18 protein-coding genes are annotated in these 17,094 nt (G+C 74.8%); 12 read left to right on the top strand and 6 right to left on the bottom strand.

What is annotated here, in order from left to right; all coding sequences use genetic code 11:
• The first annotated feature begins 301 nt into the window (after positions 1-301).
• The 3 genes from ACFOVU_RS13385 (at position 302) to ACFOVU_RS13395 (ending at position 3,477) form a co-directional block, all read left to right on the top strand.
• Positions 302-1,576, top strand: a complete 1,275-nt coding sequence (locus tag ACFOVU_RS13385) for an FAD-binding protein (protein ID WP_378533396.1) — start codon at positions 302-304, stop codon at positions 1,574-1,576.
• Between the two features lie 65 nt (positions 1,577-1,641).
• Entirely contained in the window at positions 1,642-2,442 is an 801-nt protein-coding gene (locus ACFOVU_RS13390) for a phosphotransferase (RefSeq protein ID WP_378533398.1), read from the top strand.
• A 108-nt stretch (positions 2,443-2,550) separates the two neighbouring features.
• The gene (locus ACFOVU_RS13395) at positions 2,551-3,477 is read left to right on the top strand and encodes a ribonuclease Z (RefSeq protein WP_378533400.1); all 927 of its coding nucleotides are present in this window, start codon (positions 2,551-2,553) and stop codon (positions 3,475-3,477) included.
• Between the two features lie 30 nt (positions 3,478-3,507).
• Here ACFOVU_RS13395 and ACFOVU_RS13400 read toward each other — a convergent pair whose 3' ends face one another.
• Positions 3,508-3,930, bottom strand: coding sequence for an ArsR/SmtB family transcription factor (locus ACFOVU_RS13400; RefSeq protein WP_378533402.1), 423 nt, complete (start codon positions 3,928-3,930; stop codon positions 3,508-3,510).
• A gap of 529 nt (positions 3,931-4,459) precedes the next feature.
• Between ACFOVU_RS13400 and ACFOVU_RS13405 the strand changes: the two genes are divergently transcribed.
• Complete coding sequence (locus ACFOVU_RS13405; RefSeq protein ID WP_378533404.1) at positions 4,460-5,236, top strand: thioesterase II family protein; 777 nt, start codon at positions 4,460-4,462, stop codon at positions 5,234-5,236.
• A 51-nt stretch (positions 5,237-5,287) separates the two neighbouring features.
• On the opposite strand, the gene ACFOVU_RS13410 is transcribed toward ACFOVU_RS13405, so the two are convergent.
• Both ACFOVU_RS13410 and ACFOVU_RS13415 read right to left on the bottom strand, forming a co-directional pair.
• Entirely contained in the window at positions 5,288-5,650 is a 363-nt protein-coding gene (locus tag ACFOVU_RS13410; RefSeq protein ID WP_378533406.1) for a VOC family protein, read from the bottom strand.
• A 205-nt stretch (positions 5,651-5,855) separates the two neighbouring features.
• Complete coding sequence (locus tag ACFOVU_RS13415) at positions 5,856-6,236, bottom strand: VOC family protein (protein ID WP_378533407.1); 381 nt, start codon at positions 6,234-6,236, stop codon at positions 5,856-5,858.
• Between the two features lie 111 nt (positions 6,237-6,347).
• Between ACFOVU_RS13415 and ACFOVU_RS13420 the strand changes: the two genes are divergently transcribed.
• On the top strand, positions 6,348-7,217 hold the full coding sequence (locus ACFOVU_RS13420) for a TetR/AcrR family transcriptional regulator (protein ID WP_378533409.1): 870 nt from the start codon (positions 6,348-6,350) through the stop codon (positions 7,215-7,217).
• Between the two features lie 64 nt (positions 7,218-7,281).
• Here the strand turns inward: ACFOVU_RS13420 and ACFOVU_RS13425 are convergent, their stop codons facing one another.
• Positions 7,282-7,605, bottom strand: a complete 324-nt coding sequence (locus ACFOVU_RS13425) for an STAS domain-containing protein (RefSeq protein WP_378533412.1) — start codon at positions 7,603-7,605, stop codon at positions 7,282-7,284.
• A 247-nt stretch (positions 7,606-7,852) separates the two neighbouring features.
• On the opposite strand from ACFOVU_RS13425, the gene ACFOVU_RS13430 reads away from it, so the two are divergent.
• From ACFOVU_RS13430 to ACFOVU_RS13450, 5 genes are all read left to right on the top strand, one after another.
• Positions 7,853-8,578, top strand: a complete 726-nt coding sequence (locus tag ACFOVU_RS13430; protein WP_378533414.1) for a GAF and ANTAR domain-containing protein — start codon at positions 7,853-7,855, stop codon at positions 8,576-8,578.
• Positions 8,579-8,645: 67 nt separating this feature from the next.
• Positions 8,646-9,371 (top strand): GAF and ANTAR domain-containing protein, encoded by a 726-nt coding sequence (locus ACFOVU_RS13435; protein ID WP_378533416.1) that lies wholly within the window; start codon positions 8,646-8,648, stop codon positions 9,369-9,371.
• A 126-nt stretch (positions 9,372-9,497) separates the two neighbouring features.
• The gene (locus ACFOVU_RS13440) at positions 9,498-10,202 is read left to right on the top strand and encodes an SOS response-associated peptidase (protein WP_378533418.1); all 705 of its coding nucleotides are present in this window, start codon (positions 9,498-9,500) and stop codon (positions 10,200-10,202) included.
• A 176-nt stretch (positions 10,203-10,378) separates the two neighbouring features.
• On the top strand, positions 10,379-11,311 hold the full coding sequence (locus ACFOVU_RS13445; protein ID WP_378533420.1) for a serine hydrolase: 933 nt from the start codon (positions 10,379-10,381) through the stop codon (positions 11,309-11,311).
• Positions 11,312-11,415: 104 nt separating this feature from the next.
• On the top strand, positions 11,416-12,123 hold the full coding sequence (locus tag ACFOVU_RS13450; protein ID WP_378533422.1) for a TetR/AcrR family transcriptional regulator: 708 nt from the start codon (positions 11,416-11,418) through the stop codon (positions 12,121-12,123).
• Between the two features lie 67 nt (positions 12,124-12,190).
• On the opposite strand, the gene ACFOVU_RS13455 is transcribed toward ACFOVU_RS13450, so the two are convergent.
• Positions 12,191-13,648, bottom strand: coding sequence for an aminotransferase-like domain-containing protein (locus ACFOVU_RS13455; RefSeq protein ID WP_378533424.1), 1,458 nt, complete (start codon positions 13,646-13,648; stop codon positions 12,191-12,193).
• On the opposite strand from ACFOVU_RS13455, the gene ACFOVU_RS13460 reads away from it, so the two are divergent.
• A complete protein-coding gene (locus tag ACFOVU_RS13460) occupies positions 13,647-14,543 on the top strand; it encodes a DMT family transporter (protein ID WP_378533426.1) in 897 nt (298 codons plus the stop codon). The two genes, ACFOVU_RS13455 and ACFOVU_RS13460, sit on opposite strands and share 2 nt — an antisense overlap.
• 337 nt (positions 14,544-14,880) lie before the next feature.
• Positions 14,881-16,098: an acyltransferase family protein gene (locus ACFOVU_RS13465; protein ID WP_378533428.1), complete on the top strand. Its 1,218-nt coding sequence runs from the start codon at positions 14,881-14,883 to the stop codon at positions 16,096-16,098.
• Positions 16,099-16,140: 42 nt separating this feature from the next.
• Here the strand turns inward: ACFOVU_RS13465 and ACFOVU_RS13470 are convergent, their stop codons facing one another.
• A complete protein-coding gene (locus ACFOVU_RS13470; RefSeq protein ID WP_378533430.1) occupies positions 16,141-17,037 on the bottom strand; it encodes a Vgb family protein in 897 nt (298 codons plus the stop codon).
• Positions 17,038-17,094: the final 57 nt, after the last annotated feature.

Raw genomic sequence — 17,094 nt, forward strand, 5'->3', positions numbered from 1 at the left:
CGCTGATCGTGACGGCCGCGCCGTCTCCCTGGCGTGCGTGTGCCACCTCGGCGTGATCGTCTCCTACGGTCTGACGGTCACGTCCGGCGTACCGAACAAGGAGCAGGCCGGGCGACCGGCCTGGTCACCGGGCCCCGGACCGGGCACGACGGCCCTCCGCCAGTTCGCCGACCGCGGCGGCGGGGTCGGCCGGCGCGCCTGCGCGCGAGCCGGGGACCGGGAGAGGGGACCGTGTTCCGCCGGTGCCAGAATGTCCCGCGGGTGCCGCGGGCTCCGCGGCCACGGCGCGGGGAGGCCCCTCATGGACCGGCGACTCACCAACTGGGCGGGCAACACCGTTTTCCGGGCCGGGCACGTGCACCACCCCGCCACCGTCGAGGAGCTGCGCGGCATCGTCGCCGCGGCCCCGCGCGTCCGTGCCCTGGGCTCCGGCCACTCCTTCAACGACATCGCCGATTCCCCCGGCGGAGCGCTGGTCTCCCTGGCCGCCCTCGACCCCGTGGCCGATCCCGACGCCGCGACGATGACGGTCCGCGTCGCCGCCGGGGTCCGCTACGGCGAACTGGGCCGCCGCCTGCACGCCATGGGATACGCGCTGCGCAACCTCGGCTCGCTGCCGCACATCTCGGTCGCCGGGTCGTGTGCGACCGGAACCCACGGGTCCGGCGACGGCAACGGCGGCCTCGCCACCTCGGTCTCCGCGCTGGAGATCGTCACCGCCGACGGCGACCTGCGCACCCTCGACCGCGCCGGGTACGGCGACCGCTTCGACGGGGCCGTGGTCGCGCTGGGGACACTGGGCATCGTCACCCACCTCACCCTTGAGGTCGTCCCCGCCTTCTACGTCCGCCAGCACGTCTACGAAGCCCTCCCGTTGGAGGCGCTGGACGACCACTTCACCGACATCACCTCCGCCGGATACAGCGTCAGCATGTTCACCGGCTGGCGCGGCCCGGCCATCGACCAGGTGTGGGTCAAGCGGCGCACCGATTCCCCCGGCGATGCGACACCCGGCCCCGGCGACCTCGGCGCGCGCCCGGCCGACGGCCCCCGCCACCCGGTGCCCGGCATGTCCCCGCACAGCTGCACCGCACAGCTGGGCGTGCCCGGCCCCTGGTTCGAGCGGCTGCCGCACTTCCGCCCCGACTTCACCCCCAGCAGCGGGGAGGAGCTGCAATCGGAGTACCTCGTCGCCCGCGAGCACGCGGTCGCCGCCGTCCATGAACTCGACGCCGTGCGCGACCGCATCGCCCCCGTCGTGCAGATCAGCGAGATCCGCACCATCGCCGCCGACCGGCTGTGGCTCAGCCCCAGCCATGGGCGCGACACCGTGGGATTCCACTTCACCTGGGTCAAGGACCCCGATGCGGTGCGCCCGGTGATGGAGCTGGTCGAAGAGCGGCTGCGGCCCTTCGGCGCGCGCCCCCACTGGGGCAAGCTCTTCACCACCCCGCCCGAGCGCATCGACGCCCTCTACGACCGCCTGCCCGACTTCCGCGCGCTGGCCGCCGACCTCGACCCCCACGGCAAGTTCGCCACCCCCTTCACCGCCCGCCACCTGCGCATCGCGCCCTGAGCCCCGGGCGCCACGCCCGCTCCCGGCGTTGCCGCCGGGGCCGGCGCTCTGCGACAGTGGCGCCCATGGACGACCCCGGTGTTCCCCCGGCGGACCGGCGCGGCCCGGCGGACGACGCGAACGCGACACCGGAACCGCTGGCCGGCGGCGCCTTCGCCGACGCCGTCCGGATCGGCGCCACCGTGCGCCGCACGCCCCCTCCGGGGCTCGGCTACGTCCGCCGGCTGCTCGCCCTGCTCGGCGACTGGCCCGGCGCGCCCCGCGACCTCGGCACCGACGCCGAGGGTCGCCAGGTCCTGGAGTACATCGACGGCTACGCCGCCTTCGGCGCCGACGCCGTGGCCGCCGCCGCGACGCCGGCCGCGCTCAAGCGGGTCGGGGAGCTGACGCGCGCGTTCCACGACCGCACCGCGGGTACCCCGCTCGCCGAGGGCGCGGAGGTCGCCTGCCACAACGACCTCAACCCCAAGAACACCGTCTACCGCGACACCCCCGAGGGGCCCCTCCCGCTCGCCTTCATCGACTGGGACCTCGCGGCGCCCGGGCGCCGCCTCGACGACATCGGGCACGCCTGCTGGCACTACCTCGCGCTCGGCCCGCATCGGCGTGGTCCCGTGGCCGAGGCGGCGGCCGGGATCGGCGCCATCTGCGACGGATACGGCCTCACCGACCGCACCGGCGTCGTCGGCGCCGTGGCCGCCATCCAGGAGCGCACCGCCACCGGGATCGAGGCGGAGGCCGCCGAAGGCCATCCGGTCATGGTGCGGCTGTGCGCTGCGGGCGTCCCCGATGAGGTGCGCGCCGCCCGATCCTGGGTGCTGCGCCACCGCGCGCTCCTGGCACCGCCGTCGCCCGCTCCGGCGTGAGCGGGGGCCGACGGCACCGGGCGGCCCGCACAGCGCCCACGGCGCGCGGCGCCCGCGACCGGCCGCGAACCGCTCGGCGCACGCCCCGGGGCTGCCATGATGGCGCCCATGTCCGCTCGCGAACTCACCGTCCTCGGGACCTCCAGCGCCGTACCGACCAAGCGCCGCAATCACAACGGGTACTTCCTGCGCTGGGACGACCACGGTGTCCTCTTCGACCCGGGGGAGGGGACCCAGCGGCAGATGCGCCACGCCGGGCTGTCGGCGCACGACCTCACCCGGATCTGCGTGACCCACTTCCACGGCGACCACTGCCTGGGCGTGCCCGGCATCGTCCAGCGCATCGCGCGCGACCGCGTGCCCCACGAGGTGCGGGCCGTCTTCCCCGCGTCGGGGCTGGAGTACTGGCGCCGGCTGCGCCACGCGTCGGTGTTCGACGACGCCGACGTGCTCGCCGAGCAGCCGGTCAGCGGGGACGTCGCCGACCTGGGCGGCGACAGCGGGTTCACGCTGACCGCCCGCCGGCTCACGCACCGCATCGAGACCTACGGCTACCGGCTGGCCGAGCCCGACGGCTGGCGGATGCTGCCCGAAGCCCTCGCGGCCCGGGGCATCACCGGCCCCGACATCGGGATCCTGGAGCGGGAGGGACGCGTCCGCGACGCCGAGGGTGCCTGGGTGGGACGGGGGGAGTGCGCCGTCCCGCGCCGCGGCCAGGTGTTCGCGTTCGCCATGGACACCGCCTACTGCGAGGCGGCGGTGGAGCTGGCCGAAGGCGCCGACCTGCTGGTCATCGAGTCGACCTACCTGGACTCCGAGGCCGACTTCGCCGCATCGCGCGGCCACCTCACCGCCGCGCAGGCGGCGCGCATCGCCGAGCAGGCCGGGGTGCGCACGCTGGTGCTCACCCACATCTCCGAACGCTACGAGGCGGCCGACGACGAGCGGTTCGTCGCCGAGGCGGCCGCCCACTTCGGCGGGGAGGTGGTCCTGGCCGCCGATCTCGCGACCATCCCCGTGCCCCACCGCCGCTGACCCGGCGGCGCGCCGGTGACGCCCGGACGGTCACCGGGGTGGGGCGCCGCCTTCGGGACAGCGGCGCAGGGCCAGGCGGCCCTCCCACGCGGCGGCCAGCCGGGACAGGCGGCCCGCGGTGGCCGCCAGCCGCCCCGGCCGCAGGGAGTAGTGGACCTCCCGGCCGTTGCGGGTTCCCGAGATCAGCCGGGCGCGCCGGAGCACGGCGAGGTGCTTGGCGACCGCCTGGCGGGTGACGGGCAGAGCGGCGGCCAGTTCGGTCGCCGTGGCCCGGCCCCGGGCGGCCAGCGCGTCGAGGAGGTCGCGCCGGGTGCGGTCGGCCAGCGCCGCGAAGACCAGGTCGTCGTCGCCGGCCAGGGGATCGGTGGGGGGCTCGGCCGGGCGACCGGTCGCGGAGTGCCCGGCGGGCCCACCCGGCGCCGGCCCGGGGGGTGGGGGCGCGGTGCCGGTCATCGCCGCACCCGCCCGGCCGGTGCGGCGCCGATCAGCGCAGCGTCGGGCAGCGGAGCGTGGTCCAGCCGAGCGCCGACGCAGGACGGAGCACGGACACCGCGGGCCGCCGCGCGCGTCCACCCCGGGGGTGCGTCCCGGGCCGGGCGGCCGCTCCGCCGCGCGGCCACGGCCCGCTCCCGGCAGGAGCGGGCCACCCGGTGCCGGTGCAGCACCGAGGCCATGTGTGACATTCCGTGATCATATCGTCGCACAGGCGATGTGTCCGTTCTCCCGCCCCGGGGCACGGGGGCCACGCCCCCGCGGTGCGGTACCGGACCGCCGATCGTGTCCACGGTCACACCGTAGGACCCGGTGCCGACGTTTCCGGGACATGCGGCACCGTGCACCTGCCCATCCTTCCCCCACCGGTACCCGCGGCGGCCCCACAGCCGCGGACCGGGCATGGCACGATCGCCTTGTGCACCGGCGCGACCGGCGACGGGTGCTGTGGCCCGCCGCAGGAGGATCGACATGAGAGGATCGCCGACCGATGGCAGCCGCCCCCAACGACAGCGCACTGTGGATCCGACGCTTCCATCCCGCCCCCGACAGCGCCATCCGGCTCGTCTGCCTGCCGCACGCCGGCGGTTCGGCCGCCGTGTATTTCCCGATGTCGCGGGCGCTCAAGGACGACGCCGACGTGCTGTCCGTGCAGTACCCGGGCCGCCAGGACCGGCGCGGCGAACCCGGCGTGCGCGACATGGCCGAGTACGCCGACCGGGTCTACGACGCGCTCCTGCCGTGGAACGACCGCCCGCTCGCCCTCTTCGGCCACAGCATGGGCGCCGTCATCGCCTTCGAGGTCGCGCGGCGGCTGGAGGGCGCCGGCACGGTCCCGGCGCGGCTGTTCGTGTCGGGCAGGCGGGCGCCGTCGCGCACCCGCGAGGGCGAGGACCTGCACCGGCGCGACGACGCGGGCCTCATCGAGGAAATGCGCCGCCTCGACGGCACCGACTCCTCGCTCCTGGACGACCCCGAGCTGCTCCCGCTCATCCTGCCCGCGCTGCGCAGCGACTACACCGCCATCGAGACCTACGCCTACCGCCCCGGCCCGCCCCTGGCCACCCCCGTCACCGCCCTGGTGGGCGACGCCGACCCGCGCGCCACCCTGAAGGAGGTCCGCGCCTGGAGCGACCACACCGGCGGCGCGTTCGACATGGAGGTCTTCACCGGCGGGCACTTCTACCTGACCGAGCACCAGGACCGGGTGGCCGCTCTCGTCTCCCGCCACCTGCGCGCCCTGCGGACCACCGGCCCGCGGCACTGACCGCCCGCCGCCCGGGGCGCCGCACCCCACGCGGCGCGGCGCCCCGGAGCGTCACTTCTTCGAGATCATGACCTCGTGGCCGTCGGGGTCGGTGGCCTTGATGTAGGTGCCCCAGGGCTCCTCGACCGGGTCGGTCACCTTCACACCCCTGCGGCGCAGGTCCGCCACGGTCGCCTCGATGTCGTCGCAGGCGAAGGTGAGGAACGCGCCCTCGCCAGGGGTGCGGTTGAACGCGCTCGCGCTGTGCAGGGTGATCGCGGTCTGCCCGCCCGAGGGCCGCACCTCCACCCACCGGGCCCCGGGCCACATCTCAGCGTCGACGGTCTTCTCGAAACCGAGCTTGCTGACATAGAAGTCCACCGACCGCTGCTGGTCGCGGACGTACATCACCGCGACGCTGATATGCGTGATCACCGGGCTCCACCTGCCTGTCCGTGTATCTGGCCTGCGTTGGAGCACCACGCTAGCCACGCGGGCGGACAATGCCGGGCGGCGCGCCGCCGGCGCCGGGCGGGCGTGGCCGGAACGGGTTCCGGCCACGCCGCGCAGCACATCACGGCCGCCCCGAGGGTGTCCGAAGCCCCCGCGGGCGGCCGCGAGCGCCCCCGAGAGCGCCGTCTCAGGCGGTCACGGGGGCGGGGGCCAGCCACTGGACCAGCTGGACCGTGACGCCGTTGGGGTCGCGCACCTGGAAGAGCCGCTCGCCCCAGTCCTCGTCGAGGAGGGGCAGGGTGATGTCCACCCCGGCGGCGCGCAGCCGCGCCTCCTCGGCCGCGGCGTCGGCGACCTCCAGCGCGATGATCACGCCCTCGGCGCGCGCCTGATCGGGGTGGGCGGCCCGCGGCAGCAGGATCAGCTCGCACGGGGTGCCGTCGTGGACGAGCTTGACGACCCATTCGCTGTCGAGGGCGGGGCGGAAGCCGAAGTGGCCGACGAGGAAGTCGCGGCCGGCGGCCACGTCGTCGACGTACAGGGCGGTGGACAACCTCGCGATGCGCATGGTCGGGCATCCTTTCCAGCAAGAACGTACGCTGTACCGTATCCGATACGAGATGCTACGTTGTACGGCGTCATCGCGGTGATCGGGGACACCACCCGGGCGAGGAGGGCCATGGCGGCGCGCAACAGCGGGGGCGGCGACCCCGCGCGGGGACTCGCCCTGCTGTGGCGGGCCCGGGAGCCCCAGCCCGCCGGGCGGTCCTCACTGACCGCGGACCGCATCGTCCACGCGGCCATCGCGATCGCCGACACCGAGGGCCTGGCGGCGCTGTCCATGCGCAGGGTCGCCGAGAGCCTGGGCGTGGGCACGATGTCGCTCTACACCTACGTCCCCGGCAAGTCCGAGCTGACCGACGCCATGCTCGACACCGTCTACGGCGAGGCGCTCGACGACGCCCCCGAGACCGCCCAGGCCCAGGACGGACACGACGCGCCCGAGACCGCCCAGGCTCAGCACGGCCATGACGCGGGCGGCGTCAGCGGCACCCCCGGCGACGGCGACGGCTGGCGGTCCCGGCTGGAGCGCATCGCCCGCGGCAACCGCGCCCTCCACCTGCGCCACCCCTGGATGGTGCAGGTCGCCACCGGCCGGCCCGTTCTGGGCCCCAACGAGACCGCCAAGTACGACCGCGAACTGCGCGCCGTCGACGGGATCGGCCTCACCGAGGTCGAGATGGACTCCGTGATCGGCCTGATCACCGGCTACGTGCACGGCGCGGTGCGCGGCGAGGTCGAATCCGCCCGGGCCGAGCGGCAGAGCGGCGTCAGCGACGCGGAATGGTGGTCGGCCCGCGCCCCGGTCCTGTCCCACCTCATGGACCCCGGCCGCTACCCCACGGCGGCCCGGGTGGGCCGCGCCGCCGCCGAACGCCACGGCGCCGCCCACGACCCCGACCACGACTTCGAATTCGGGCTGCAACGCGTCCTCGACGGCATCGACGCCTTCATCCGCGGCCGCACCGGCACCGACCCCGGCGCCTGACACCGGCCGTCGCTGGCCGGCCGTGCGCACGACCGGCCCGCCGCGGATCGCCCCCGGCCGGATCTCACCTGCGGGGTCTGTGGACGTCCATGGCCCGGTCCAGGCCGATGCACCGGAAGATCCGCTCGATCCGGCCGCCGGGGACGACGATGACGGTGAGCCCGCCCCCGTCGCACCCCGCCAGCCGCCGGTGCAGCCGCGTCAACGCCCCGAGTCCGGAGGAGTCGATGAAGGCGAGGTCGCTGAGGTCCACGTACAACCGCGGGCCGTACACGCTCTCCGCAAGCGCCGCCGCCTCCTCGAAAGCCCCCGTACTCGCCAGATCAAGGTCCCCCCGTATGCTCACGACGGCACGTCCATCGCGGTGGACCACCTCAACATGGGACATCGCTGCGACCTCGATTCACTGTGATCGCGCCCGGCGAGCGAGGTCCGGACCCGCGCGGACGCCTCCTATCCCGGAGCGACCACGCTAGTCGGCGGCCCCCACCCTGCGCAGGGGTTTGCGCAAACGCAAAACGGCGGTTTCGGCCTGCTCACCACGCGGACGGCCGGGGATCACCCGCCTCACACGCCGCCCATTGGTTAACATCCAGCTAGGGGGAGCGCCGGGCAGAGCAGGTGTCGACACACGCGTGACAAGCAAACGTGAGTCCGAGATCCGGGCACTCATCGCCGAACGCGCCCGCATCCGGGGCGGCCGGCCCACCCTGGAGGACGTCTGCGCCGCCTGCGGCGAGCGGGTGGGCGCCGACGGCGTCACCGTCTTCCTGGAATCGCGCGAGGCCCGCGAGCAGCCCGTGTGCACCACCGGCCCGCTCGGCCGCGCGCTCGCCGACCTCCAGGCCACCCTCGGCCAGGGACCCAGCGTGACGGTCCTGTCCACCGGCGACCCCGTGCTCGTCGCCGACCTCGCCCAGCGCCACCGGCACGCCGAGTGGCCGCTGTTCACCCCCGCCGCGCTCCAGGAGGGCGCCCGCGCGGTGTTCGCCTTCCCCTTACGCACCGGGGCCGTCAACCTCGGCGCGATCGAGCTCCAGCGCGCCGACCCGCTCCCGCTCGGCGACCGCGAACTCGCCGACGCGCTCACCTTCGCCGAGGCGGCGCTCGCTCTTATGCTGGACGACACGGTGCCCCTGCTGGACGACTCTTCCTCCGGGGAGGGGCTCGACCTGTTCAGCCACCACGTCGAGGTGCACCAGGCGGCCGGGATGATATCCGCGCAGATCGACGCCGACATCGAGGTGGCGTTCGTGCGGCTGCGCGCCTACGCCTTCCGCCACGAGCGGCGCCTGACCGACGTCGCCCACGACGTAGTACGACGAAAGCTGCGGTTTTCCCCCGAACCACAGGACGACTGAACGACCCTTCCGCGCAGTGCCCCCGCACCACCCCTCAGGAGGTCCGCCAGTGCCGCGGGAACAAGACTTGGCCAAGACGTTCGTGGAATTGGCCGACACCCTCGTCGCCGGGTTCGACGTCGTCGACTTCCTCCACGTCCTGGCCCGGCGCAGCGTCGAGCTGCTCAACGTCGACGCGGCCGGGATCCTGCTCGCCGACCACCGCGACCGGCTGCGGTTCATCGCCGCCTCCACCGAGCAGGCCCGCTTCCTGGAGATCCTGCAACTCCAGGACCAGGAGGGCCCGTGCATGGACGCCTACCGGCTGGGCGAGCAGGTCAGCTGCGACGACATCACCGGCTCCGCCCAGCGCTGGCCCCGCTTCAGCGAGGCTGCCCTGCGCGAGGGGTTCTCGTCGGTCAACGGGCTCCCGCTGCGGCTGCGCGACGAGACCGTGGGAGCGCTCAACCTCCTTCGGCGCTCGCCCGGCCCCCTCGACCCCGGCGACATCGCCCTGGGACAGGGGCTCGCCGACGTCGCGACCGTCGGCATCGTCAACTCCCGCAGCGTGCGCGAGCGCGACATGCTCGCCGAGCAGCTCCAGTCGGCGCTCAACAGCCGCATCGTGATCGAGCAGGCCAAAGGGGTGCTCTCCGAGCGGCGCGGGGTCGGCATGGACGAGGCGTTCGAGCTGCTGCGCTCCTTCGCGCGGACCAACAACCGCCGCCTGTCGGAGGTGGCCAGGGGCGTCGTCCGCCGCGAGCCCGACGTCGGCGAGCTCGTCGGCGCGCGCCCGGGTACGGGCCTGGGCTGACGGCGCCCCGCGCCCGGCCGGCCCGCCCCCGGCCTGCGGGCCCTTGGGGCGGTCTCCCGCCCGTGACCGGTGACTCTCCGTCCCGGGTTCCCGCGCGTGCGGTCACCGGCGCGCGAGACTGGGGCCATGTGCGGACGCTACGTCAGTGCCCGGAACGACCGTGAGCTGCGGCTGCTGTTCGACGCCGACGAGCGCGTCGGCGAGCACTCCCGGCCCTCGTGGAACGTCGCGCCGACCGACACGGTGCGCATCGTGCTCGACGATGCGCGCAAGGAGGGCCCGCCCGTCCGGCAGCTGCGCGACGTCCGCTGGGGGCTGCTGCCGGTGTGGGCCAAGGACCGCCGCTCCGGGGCCCGGATGATCAATGCGCGCTCCGAGACCATCACCGAGAAGCCCGCGTTCCGCTCCGCGGCCGCCCGGCGGCGCTGCGTGGTCCCGGCCGACGGCTACTACGAATGGCAGAAGTCGCCCGGCGGCACGACCCCGTTCTTCCTGCACGCCCCCGACGAATCGGTGCTGGCCTTCGCCGGGCTCTACGAGCGCTGGCCCGACCCCGACGTCGCCGAACACGACCCCGCCAAATGGGTGTGGACCTGCACCATCCTGACCCGCCCGGCCTCCGACACCCACGGCCACGTCCACGACCGCGCACCGGTGATCCTGCCCTTCGCCATGGTGGGGGACTGGCTCGACACCGCCACGACCCGGCCCGAGGCCGTGCGCGCGCTCGTCGACGCGATCCCCGAGGCGCACCTCGTGCCGCGCCAGGTCGACCGCGCGGTGGGCTCGCCCCGCACCGACGAGCCCTGGCTCACCGACCCCGTGGCCTGAACGGTGCCGCCTCGGCCCGCGGAGCGGGTGGCCCCGGGGCGCCGGTGCCGGGACCGATCCGGGGACACGGGCCGCGGATGGCGTGCGCGCGCGGTGACGGTGGGTAACGTCGACTCCGGCAGTACCCTTTGGCCTGGTCAGGGCCTGTCCGACCGAACCTGGAGAAGAGGGACCCGATGCTCCGCACCCCAGCGCTCACGCCCGGCCGTGCCCGCACCCCCGGCCGCCACGGGGCACTGGCGCGGCTCACGGCCGTTGCGACCGGGGCCGTGCTGGCCCTGGGGGTGGCCGCCCCCGAGGCCCGGGCGGGCGGCAGCGCCTGCACGTCGGACGCCCATCCGCAGGTGGCGGTCGCCATCGACGAGGTCATCGAGCGGATCACCGCCGAACGGGCCGGCGACATCGCGGTGGGGGTCGCCGCCTTCAACGGGGAGCTGACCTGCACCCACCGCTCCGGCGACGTCTTCGACGCGGTGAACGCCGGGGAGATCGTGGTCCTGGCCGCCCTGCTGCGCAGGGCGCCCGAGGAGGAGCGCGGCCTGAGCCCCGAAGAGGACCAGGCGGCGACCCGCATGATCACCCGCTCCGACGCGGCCGCGACCGGCTGGCTGCGCGACCACGTCGGCACCGACGCCATGCAGCGCTTCATCGGCCTCGCCGGCATGCCCGGCACCCGGCTGCACCCCGACGGCACCGTGGGGCTGATGAAGACCAACGCCGCCGACCAGCTGCGCCTGCTGGAGCTCATCACCGAGCCCAACGACGTCCTCGGCGACGACCAGCGCGCCTACGCCCGGCGGCTCATGGGCGAGGTGGACGACGAGCAGCGCTGGGGGGTGCTCGCGGGGGCGCCGGAGGGCGCCGAGATCGCGGCCAAGAACGGGTGGCTGCACAACGACGGCACCGATGCGTGGCGGGCCAACAGCGTCGGCATCGTTGACGGGACCGGGATCGGGCCCTACCGCATGGTCGTCCTCACCGACGGCAACACCGGCCGGGACTACGGCGTCCGGACCATCGAGCTGATCTCCCGCGAGGTCCACGCCGTCCTCAACGGCACCCCGGTCCGCGTCCCCGTCACCCCGGCGGGGGCGCCGGGCGCGGCCTGAGCGGCGGCCTCACCTCTGGCCACGCGGCCGAGACGGCCGAACGGCCCGGTCCCCGGTCCCCGGAGCACCGCCGGTGCGGGCCGGTGCGTTGGTAGGTTCTGTCCATGCGGCCAGAAAACAGCCAGGACGGCCAGAAGGGCAAGGAGCGCACCTTCATCGAGAAGGCGCGCCGTGCCCAGATCATCGGCGCGGCGGTGCAGACGATCGACGAACTGGGCTACGGCCAGGCGTCGCTCGCCCAGATCGCCAAGCGCGCCGGGATCAGCAAAGGCGTGATCTCCTACCACTTCACCGGCAAGGACGAGCTGATGGAACAGCTCGTCGAGCACGTCTACACCGCGATCATCGAAGCCATAGTGCCGCAGATCCTCGCCCAGGAGGACCTGCGCGAAGCGCTGCGCACCCACATCCTGGCCGTCGCGGAGTACATGCGGGAACACCCCGCCGAGCTCAACGCCCTCGGGGAGGTCTTCGGCAACTTCCGCACGGCCGACGGCAGCCTCCGCTACGGGCCGCACACATCGGTGGACCTCTACGAGGGCCTGGAGCAGATGTACCGCGCCGGCCAGAAGGCGGGGGTGTTCCGTCCCTTCGACACCCGGGTCATGGCCGTCACCGTGCAGGCGTCGATCGACGCCATGTTCGCCTACTGGAACCTCTTCCCCGACACCGACCTGATGGCGCACGCCCGCGAACTGGCCGACATCTTCGACCACGCGACCCGGGCCGAACCCGGGGCCGGCGCGGACGGCGCCGGACCCGCGGCCGCCGAGCAGGGGCCTGAGGCCGCGGACGCCGCCCGCCGACCGTGACGCCCGCTCCACGCCGGGCGGGCACGCGGAAGGGCGGCGGCGCGAACGGCGGCGAGCGCCGGTCCGCTCACGCTCCGAGGCCGGAGAAGGCGCGGCGGAGCCGCTGCACCCCCTCGGCGATCTCGGCGGGGCCCGAGGTCTCACCGAAGCTGAGCCGCAGGTGCGGGCCGGGCGGTTCGGCGGGGAAGTAGGAGTGACCCGGGGCGACCGCCACCCCCGCGCGCAGCGCCGCCGCGGCCAGCGCCGGCTCCTCCACGGAGTCGGGCAGCCGCAGCCACAGGTGGAAGCCGCCCGCGGGCAGGTGCGGCGCGGGCAGCCGCGGGAACGCCTCCAGCAGCGCCCCGGCCATGGCGGTCCGCCGCTCGCGCAGCCCGGCGGCGACGGCGCGCAGATGGCGCCCCCACGCGGGCGAGCCCACCAGCTCCAGCGCCGCCTCCTGCAACGGGCGCGGCACGAAGAAGCTGTCGACGACCTGGATCGCCCGCAGCCGGCGCAGCACCGGCCCCCGGGCGGCGATCGCGCCCACGCGCAGGCTGGGCGAGGTGGCCTTGGTCAGCGAGCGGACGTGCACGACGGTGCCGTCGGGATCGTCCGCGGCCAGCGGGGGCGGCAGGGCGCCGGCGTCGGCGTGGCCGAGGTGGCGCGCGAAGTCGTCCTCCACCACGAACGCCCCCGCCGCGCGGGCGATGCGCAGTACCTCGCCGTGGCGTTCCGGTGCGAGCACGGCCCCGGTGGGGTTCTGGAACAGCGGCTGGCACAGCAGGACCCGCGCGCCGGTGGCGGCCAGCGCCTCCTCCAGCAGGCCGGGGCGGATCCCGTCGGTGTCGACCGGGACGGGGACGGGGCGCATCCCGGATGCGCGGGCGATGGCCAGGATGCCGGGGTAGGTGGGCGACTCGACCAGAACGGGCGCCCCCGGCGGGGCCAGGGCGCGCAGTGCGGCGGTGAGCGCGCTCTGCCCGCCCGCGGTGATGAGCACGTCGGCGGCGTCGATCGCCCCTCCCGGGCCGCCGATCTCGCGCGCGAACCAGCCGCGCAGCTCGCCCACGCCGTCCACGGGCGGGCGCTCCCACGCCCCGGGCCGCCGCCCGGCGCGGGCCAGCGCGGCGGCCATCGCGCGTTCGGGCTGGAGGGAGGTGTGCAGGTAGCCGCCGTTGAACGCGATGACGCCGGAGGCGGGGGCGGCGAGCGTGGCCAGAACGCCCGTTGCGTCCACGGCCCGGGGGACCGGTTCGCCGGAGGCGGCGGCCGAATCCGCGCTCAGGGCGACCTGCTGCCAGGAGGTGTCGCCCGCCCGGCCCGCACCGGCAGGGGCCGTGCCGCCGCGGAAGGCGCCGGATCCGGGGCGGGTGACGACCAGGCCCTCGGCGGCCAGCGCCGCGATGGCCCGCGACACGGTCACCGGGCTCACGCCGTGCCGGTCCACCAGTGCGCGGCTGGACGGCAGCTTCGCCCCCGGAGAGTAGCGGTCGAACTCACTTCGCAGGACATCCGTGAGATCACGGACACTGCTACGCTGATTCATGAGAGTCCATGATAGCGCTACCGCCCCGGCGTGGGTAGCGGCATCCAACGGAACCCTGCTCGCCGCCCTCGGGGTCCTCGCGTTCTCCTTCACCTTCCCGGCGACCTCGTGGGGCCTGGAGGGCTTCGGGCCCTGGAGCGTCGCCGCCGTCCGCTGCGGGCTGGCCGCCGTCATCGCCGGCGCCTGCCTGGCGGTGGGGCGCGTTCCGGTCCCCGCCCGCGCGCACTGGCCGGGGATCGCGGCGGTGGCCGGCGGCGTCGTCATCGGCTTCCCCTTCCTGAGCACGCTCGCCGTCCAGGCGTCCTCGACCTCCCACTCCGCCGTCATCGTCGGCCTGCTGCCGCTGACCACCGCCATGGTCTCGGCGCTGCGCACCGGCGCCCGCCCCTCTCACGTGTTCTGGGCGGCGGCCGCCTGCGGGGCCGCCTCGGTGGTCGCGTTCGCGGTCGTCAGCAGCGGGGGAGCCCCCGGCGCCGCCGACCTCTACCTCGCCGCGGCACTGGTGGCGGCCGCGATCGGCTACGCCGAGGGCGGCCGGCTGGCGGCGTCCATTCCGGGGTGGCAGGTGATCGCCTGGGGGCTGGTCGCCGCGGCCCCGCTCAGCATCCCGCTGTCGGTGCTGGCCCTGGCCGCCGAGCCGGTCGACGCCGGGCCCCGTGCGCTGGCGGGCATGGCCGTCTTGGGCGTGGTCTCGCAGTTCGGCGCGTTCGTCGCCTGGTACCGCGGGATGGGCGCGATCGGCGTCGCCCGCGCCAGCCAGCTCCAGCTCGCTCAGCCCCTCCTCACCCTGCTGTGGGCGGTCCTCCTCGTCGGCGAAGAGCCGACGTGGGCCGCGTTGCTGGCCGCCGTGGCCGTCCTGATCTGCATCGCCGTCACCCAACGCGCCCGGGCCTGACCCGCGAGCGGTCGGCCGCGCCCCCGCACCGGGGCGGGGGCGGCGCTGCGCCCGTTCCCCGCGGGGTCCGCATGGGGGCGCCCGGGGGTGATCCGGGTCTCGCCGGCCCGCCCGCCGCGGCTGGGCCGCGAGGCGGGATCGCCGTCCCCGAAGGGGTCCGCGCCTTCCCCGGGGCGGAGTCAGGGTGCTCCCCGGTGGCCGTTCCGGGACATCCCGGATGGATTTCCGTCTGTTCGTGCTAGATTCTGGCCAAGCGGTCAAAAAATCAGTCGGGCGTCCTGAATGCGGCGCGCCATGTCCGACGGCCACCCCTCGGGACCGCACAGGAGACCACACCATGAGCGAACAGACGACCACCCCGCCCCTCGGGCAGCAGGAGGGGCGCCCCGCCCCGCCCGCTTCCCCTTCCCCCGCTCCGCGGCCGACCGCCCGGCGGCTCGCCTACATCGACAACCTGCGGATCGTGCTGACGGTCCTGGTGGTCCTGCACCACGTCGGCGTCACCTACGGCAACATCCCGGTGTGGTACTTCACCGAGCCCGCCCAAGACCCCTCCGGCCTGGCGCTGGACCTCCTGGTCGTTTTCAACCAGGCGTTCTTCATGGGGTTCTTCTTCCTCATCTCCGGCTACTTCGTGCCCGCCTCCTACGACCGCAAGGGGCCTCGTGCGTTCCTGCGCGGCCGGCTGGTCCGGCTGGGCATCCCGCTCCTGCTCTTCACGCTCCTGCTCCGGCCCTTGATCAACCAGGAGCAGTTCGCGGTCTGGGCCGCGGGCGCCGCCGAGCAGGGCGACACCCTGCCCTACTGGGTCTTCTACCTGATCAGCTGGGATCCGGGCCCGATGTGGTTCGTCGAGGTCCTGCTCGTCTTCTGCCTCGGCTACATGCTGCTCCGACGCATCCGCGGAACCGCGACCTCCGACGCCCCCGCCCGGCAGGCCGGGCCCCGGGTCCCGCATCCCGTGCCGCTGCTCACCGGCACGCTCGCCGTCGTCGGGTTCACCGCGGGGCTCATCGCGCTGACCTACGTCTGGCGCCTCCTGGTGCCGACGGGCAGCTACTGGCCCTTCGTCGGCCTGCCCACGCCCTATTTCCTGCCGCAGTACGTCCTGTTGTTCATCGTCGGCGCTCTCGCGTTCCGCCACGGATGGGCGGACCGCCTGCCGCGCGGCGCCGGATGGGCCGGACTGGCGGTGGCGCTGATCGGCGCCGCCGGCCACCTTTCCTCGCTCGACGGAACCGCGGCCACGGGCCTCCGGGCGCTGGCCGGCGCGGCCTGGGAGAACGTCTTCGCCGTCGGGATCATCATCGCCCTGACCGTCCTGTTCCGCGAGGTCTTCAACGGCCAGGGGCGGTTCGGCCGGTTCCTCTCCGACCAGGCGTTCGGCGTCTACTTCCTGCACCCGCTGGTCCTGGTCGGGCTGGGCCACGCCCTCAGCGGCTGGGAGGCGGTCGCCGTGGTGAAGTTCGCGGTCATGGCCGCCCTCGCCCTCCCGCTGTGCTGGGGAGCGGCCTGGCTGCTGCGGTCGGTGCCGGGCGCACGCAAGGTGTTCTGACCCGGGCGGCGCCGGACGGCCGGGCCGCGGTCGAGGTCGAGGTCAGCGGGACAGAACGGCGACGTGGCCGTTCTCCAGCGCGGCCCAGACCCGGCCCTCGGCGTCGACGGTGATGCCGTGCGGCTCCGACGACGCGTCGGGGAGCGGGAACTCGGCGATCCGCCCCTCGGAGGTGATGTGTCCGATGCGCCCGGTGCCCCACTCGGTGAACCAGCACGTACCGTCGTCCGCCGCGGTGATCGCGTGCGGGCGGCAGGCCGGGTCCGGCAGCGGGTACTCGGTGACCGCCCCGCCCGGGGCGATGCGGGCGACGGCGCCCGTGCCGATCAGCACCGCCCACAGCGCGTCCGGTGTCGCGCACAGCCCTACCGGCGCGGAGCCCTTCGTCGGCAGCGGGACGGTGGTGACCTCCCCGCCCGTCGTGATGCGGCCGACGGCGTCGGCCTGGTTCAGCGTGAACCACAGCGCGCCGTCCGGCCCGGTCGTGATCATCGATGGCGCGCCGTCGGCGACGGGCAGGTCGAACCCGGTGACCGAGCCTGCGGTGTCGATCCGGCCGATCCGGTCGGCGCTCATCTGGGTGAACCAGAGGGCACCGTCGGGGCCGGTGCAGATGCCGAACGGCGCCGCCCCCATGTCCGGCAACGGGAAGGTCGTGACGTCCCCGCCGGTGGTGATGCGGGCGATGGCGCCGACCTGGTTGAGGGTGCACCACAGGGCACCGTCCGGCCCCGCCGTGATCACCGTGGGACGCCCGTAGGGGAACCCCAGGTCGTGGACTGTCACCGAGCCCTCAACGGTCACCCGCGCGACGGCGCCGGCCTGGGCCAGGGTCGTCCACATTGCGCCGTCGGGCCCCGCGGCGATCCCGTAGGGGCCGCCGCCCTCGGGCCCGACCGGGATTTCCCGGATCCGCGGATCCGCCATGGGTGCCGACATCGATGACCACCTACCTGCCCTTGTCGCGTCCGGTGCGCCGGAATCCTCGCGCACCCG

The sequence above is a fragment of the Nocardiopsis sediminis genome, from assembly GCF_042650565.1.
Lineage (GTDB): Bacteria > Actinomycetota > Actinomycetes > Streptosporangiales > Streptosporangiaceae > Nocardiopsis_B > Nocardiopsis_B sediminis.

Bases quoted from the DNA above. Each gene is read 5' to 3' on its own strand.
- ACFOVU_RS13385 (WP_378533396.1), top strand. From the start codon at position 302: ATGGACCGGCGACTCACCAACTGGGCGGGCAACACCGTTTTCCGGGCC.
- ACFOVU_RS13390 (WP_378533398.1), top strand. From the start codon at position 1,642: ATGGACGACCCCGGTGTTCCCCCGGCGGACCGGCGCGGCCCGGCGGAC.
- ACFOVU_RS13395 (WP_378533400.1), top strand. From the start codon at position 2,551: ATGTCCGCTCGCGAACTCACCGTCCTCGGGACCTCCAGCGCCGTACCG.
- ACFOVU_RS13400 (WP_378533402.1), bottom strand. From the start codon at position 3,930: ATGACCGGCACCGCGCCCCCACCCCCCGGGCCGGCGCCGGGTGGGCCC.
- ACFOVU_RS13405 (WP_378533404.1), top strand. From the start codon at position 4,460: ATGGCAGCCGCCCCCAACGACAGCGCACTGTGGATCCGACGCTTCCAT.
- ACFOVU_RS13415 (WP_378533407.1), bottom strand. From the start codon at position 6,236: ATGCGCATCGCGAGGTTGTCCACCGCCCTGTACGTCGACGACGTGGCC.
- ACFOVU_RS13420 (WP_378533409.1), top strand. From the start codon at position 6,348: ATGGCGGCGCGCAACAGCGGGGGCGGCGACCCCGCGCGGGGACTCGCC.
- ACFOVU_RS13425 (WP_378533412.1), bottom strand. From the start codon at position 7,605: ATGTCCCATGTTGAGGTGGTCCACCGCGATGGACGTGCCGTCGTGAGC.
- ACFOVU_RS13440 (WP_378533418.1), top strand. From the start codon at position 9,498: ATGTGCGGACGCTACGTCAGTGCCCGGAACGACCGTGAGCTGCGGCTG.
- ACFOVU_RS13445 (WP_378533420.1), top strand. From the start codon at position 10,379: ATGCTCCGCACCCCAGCGCTCACGCCCGGCCGTGCCCGCACCCCCGGC.
- ACFOVU_RS13450 (WP_378533422.1), top strand. From the start codon at position 11,416: ATGCGGCCAGAAAACAGCCAGGACGGCCAGAAGGGCAAGGAGCGCACC.
- ACFOVU_RS13460 (WP_378533426.1), top strand. From the start codon at position 13,647: ATGAGAGTCCATGATAGCGCTACCGCCCCGGCGTGGGTAGCGGCATCC.
- ACFOVU_RS13455 (WP_378533424.1), bottom strand. From the start codon at position 13,648: ATGAATCAGCGTAGCAGTGTCCGTGATCTCACGGATGTCCTGCGAAGT.
- ACFOVU_RS13465 (WP_378533428.1), top strand. From the start codon at position 14,881: ATGAGCGAACAGACGACCACCCCGCCCCTCGGGCAGCAGGAGGGGCGC.
- ACFOVU_RS13470 (WP_378533430.1), bottom strand. From the start codon at position 17,037: ATGTCGGCACCCATGGCGGATCCGCGGATCCGGGAAATCCCGGTCGGG.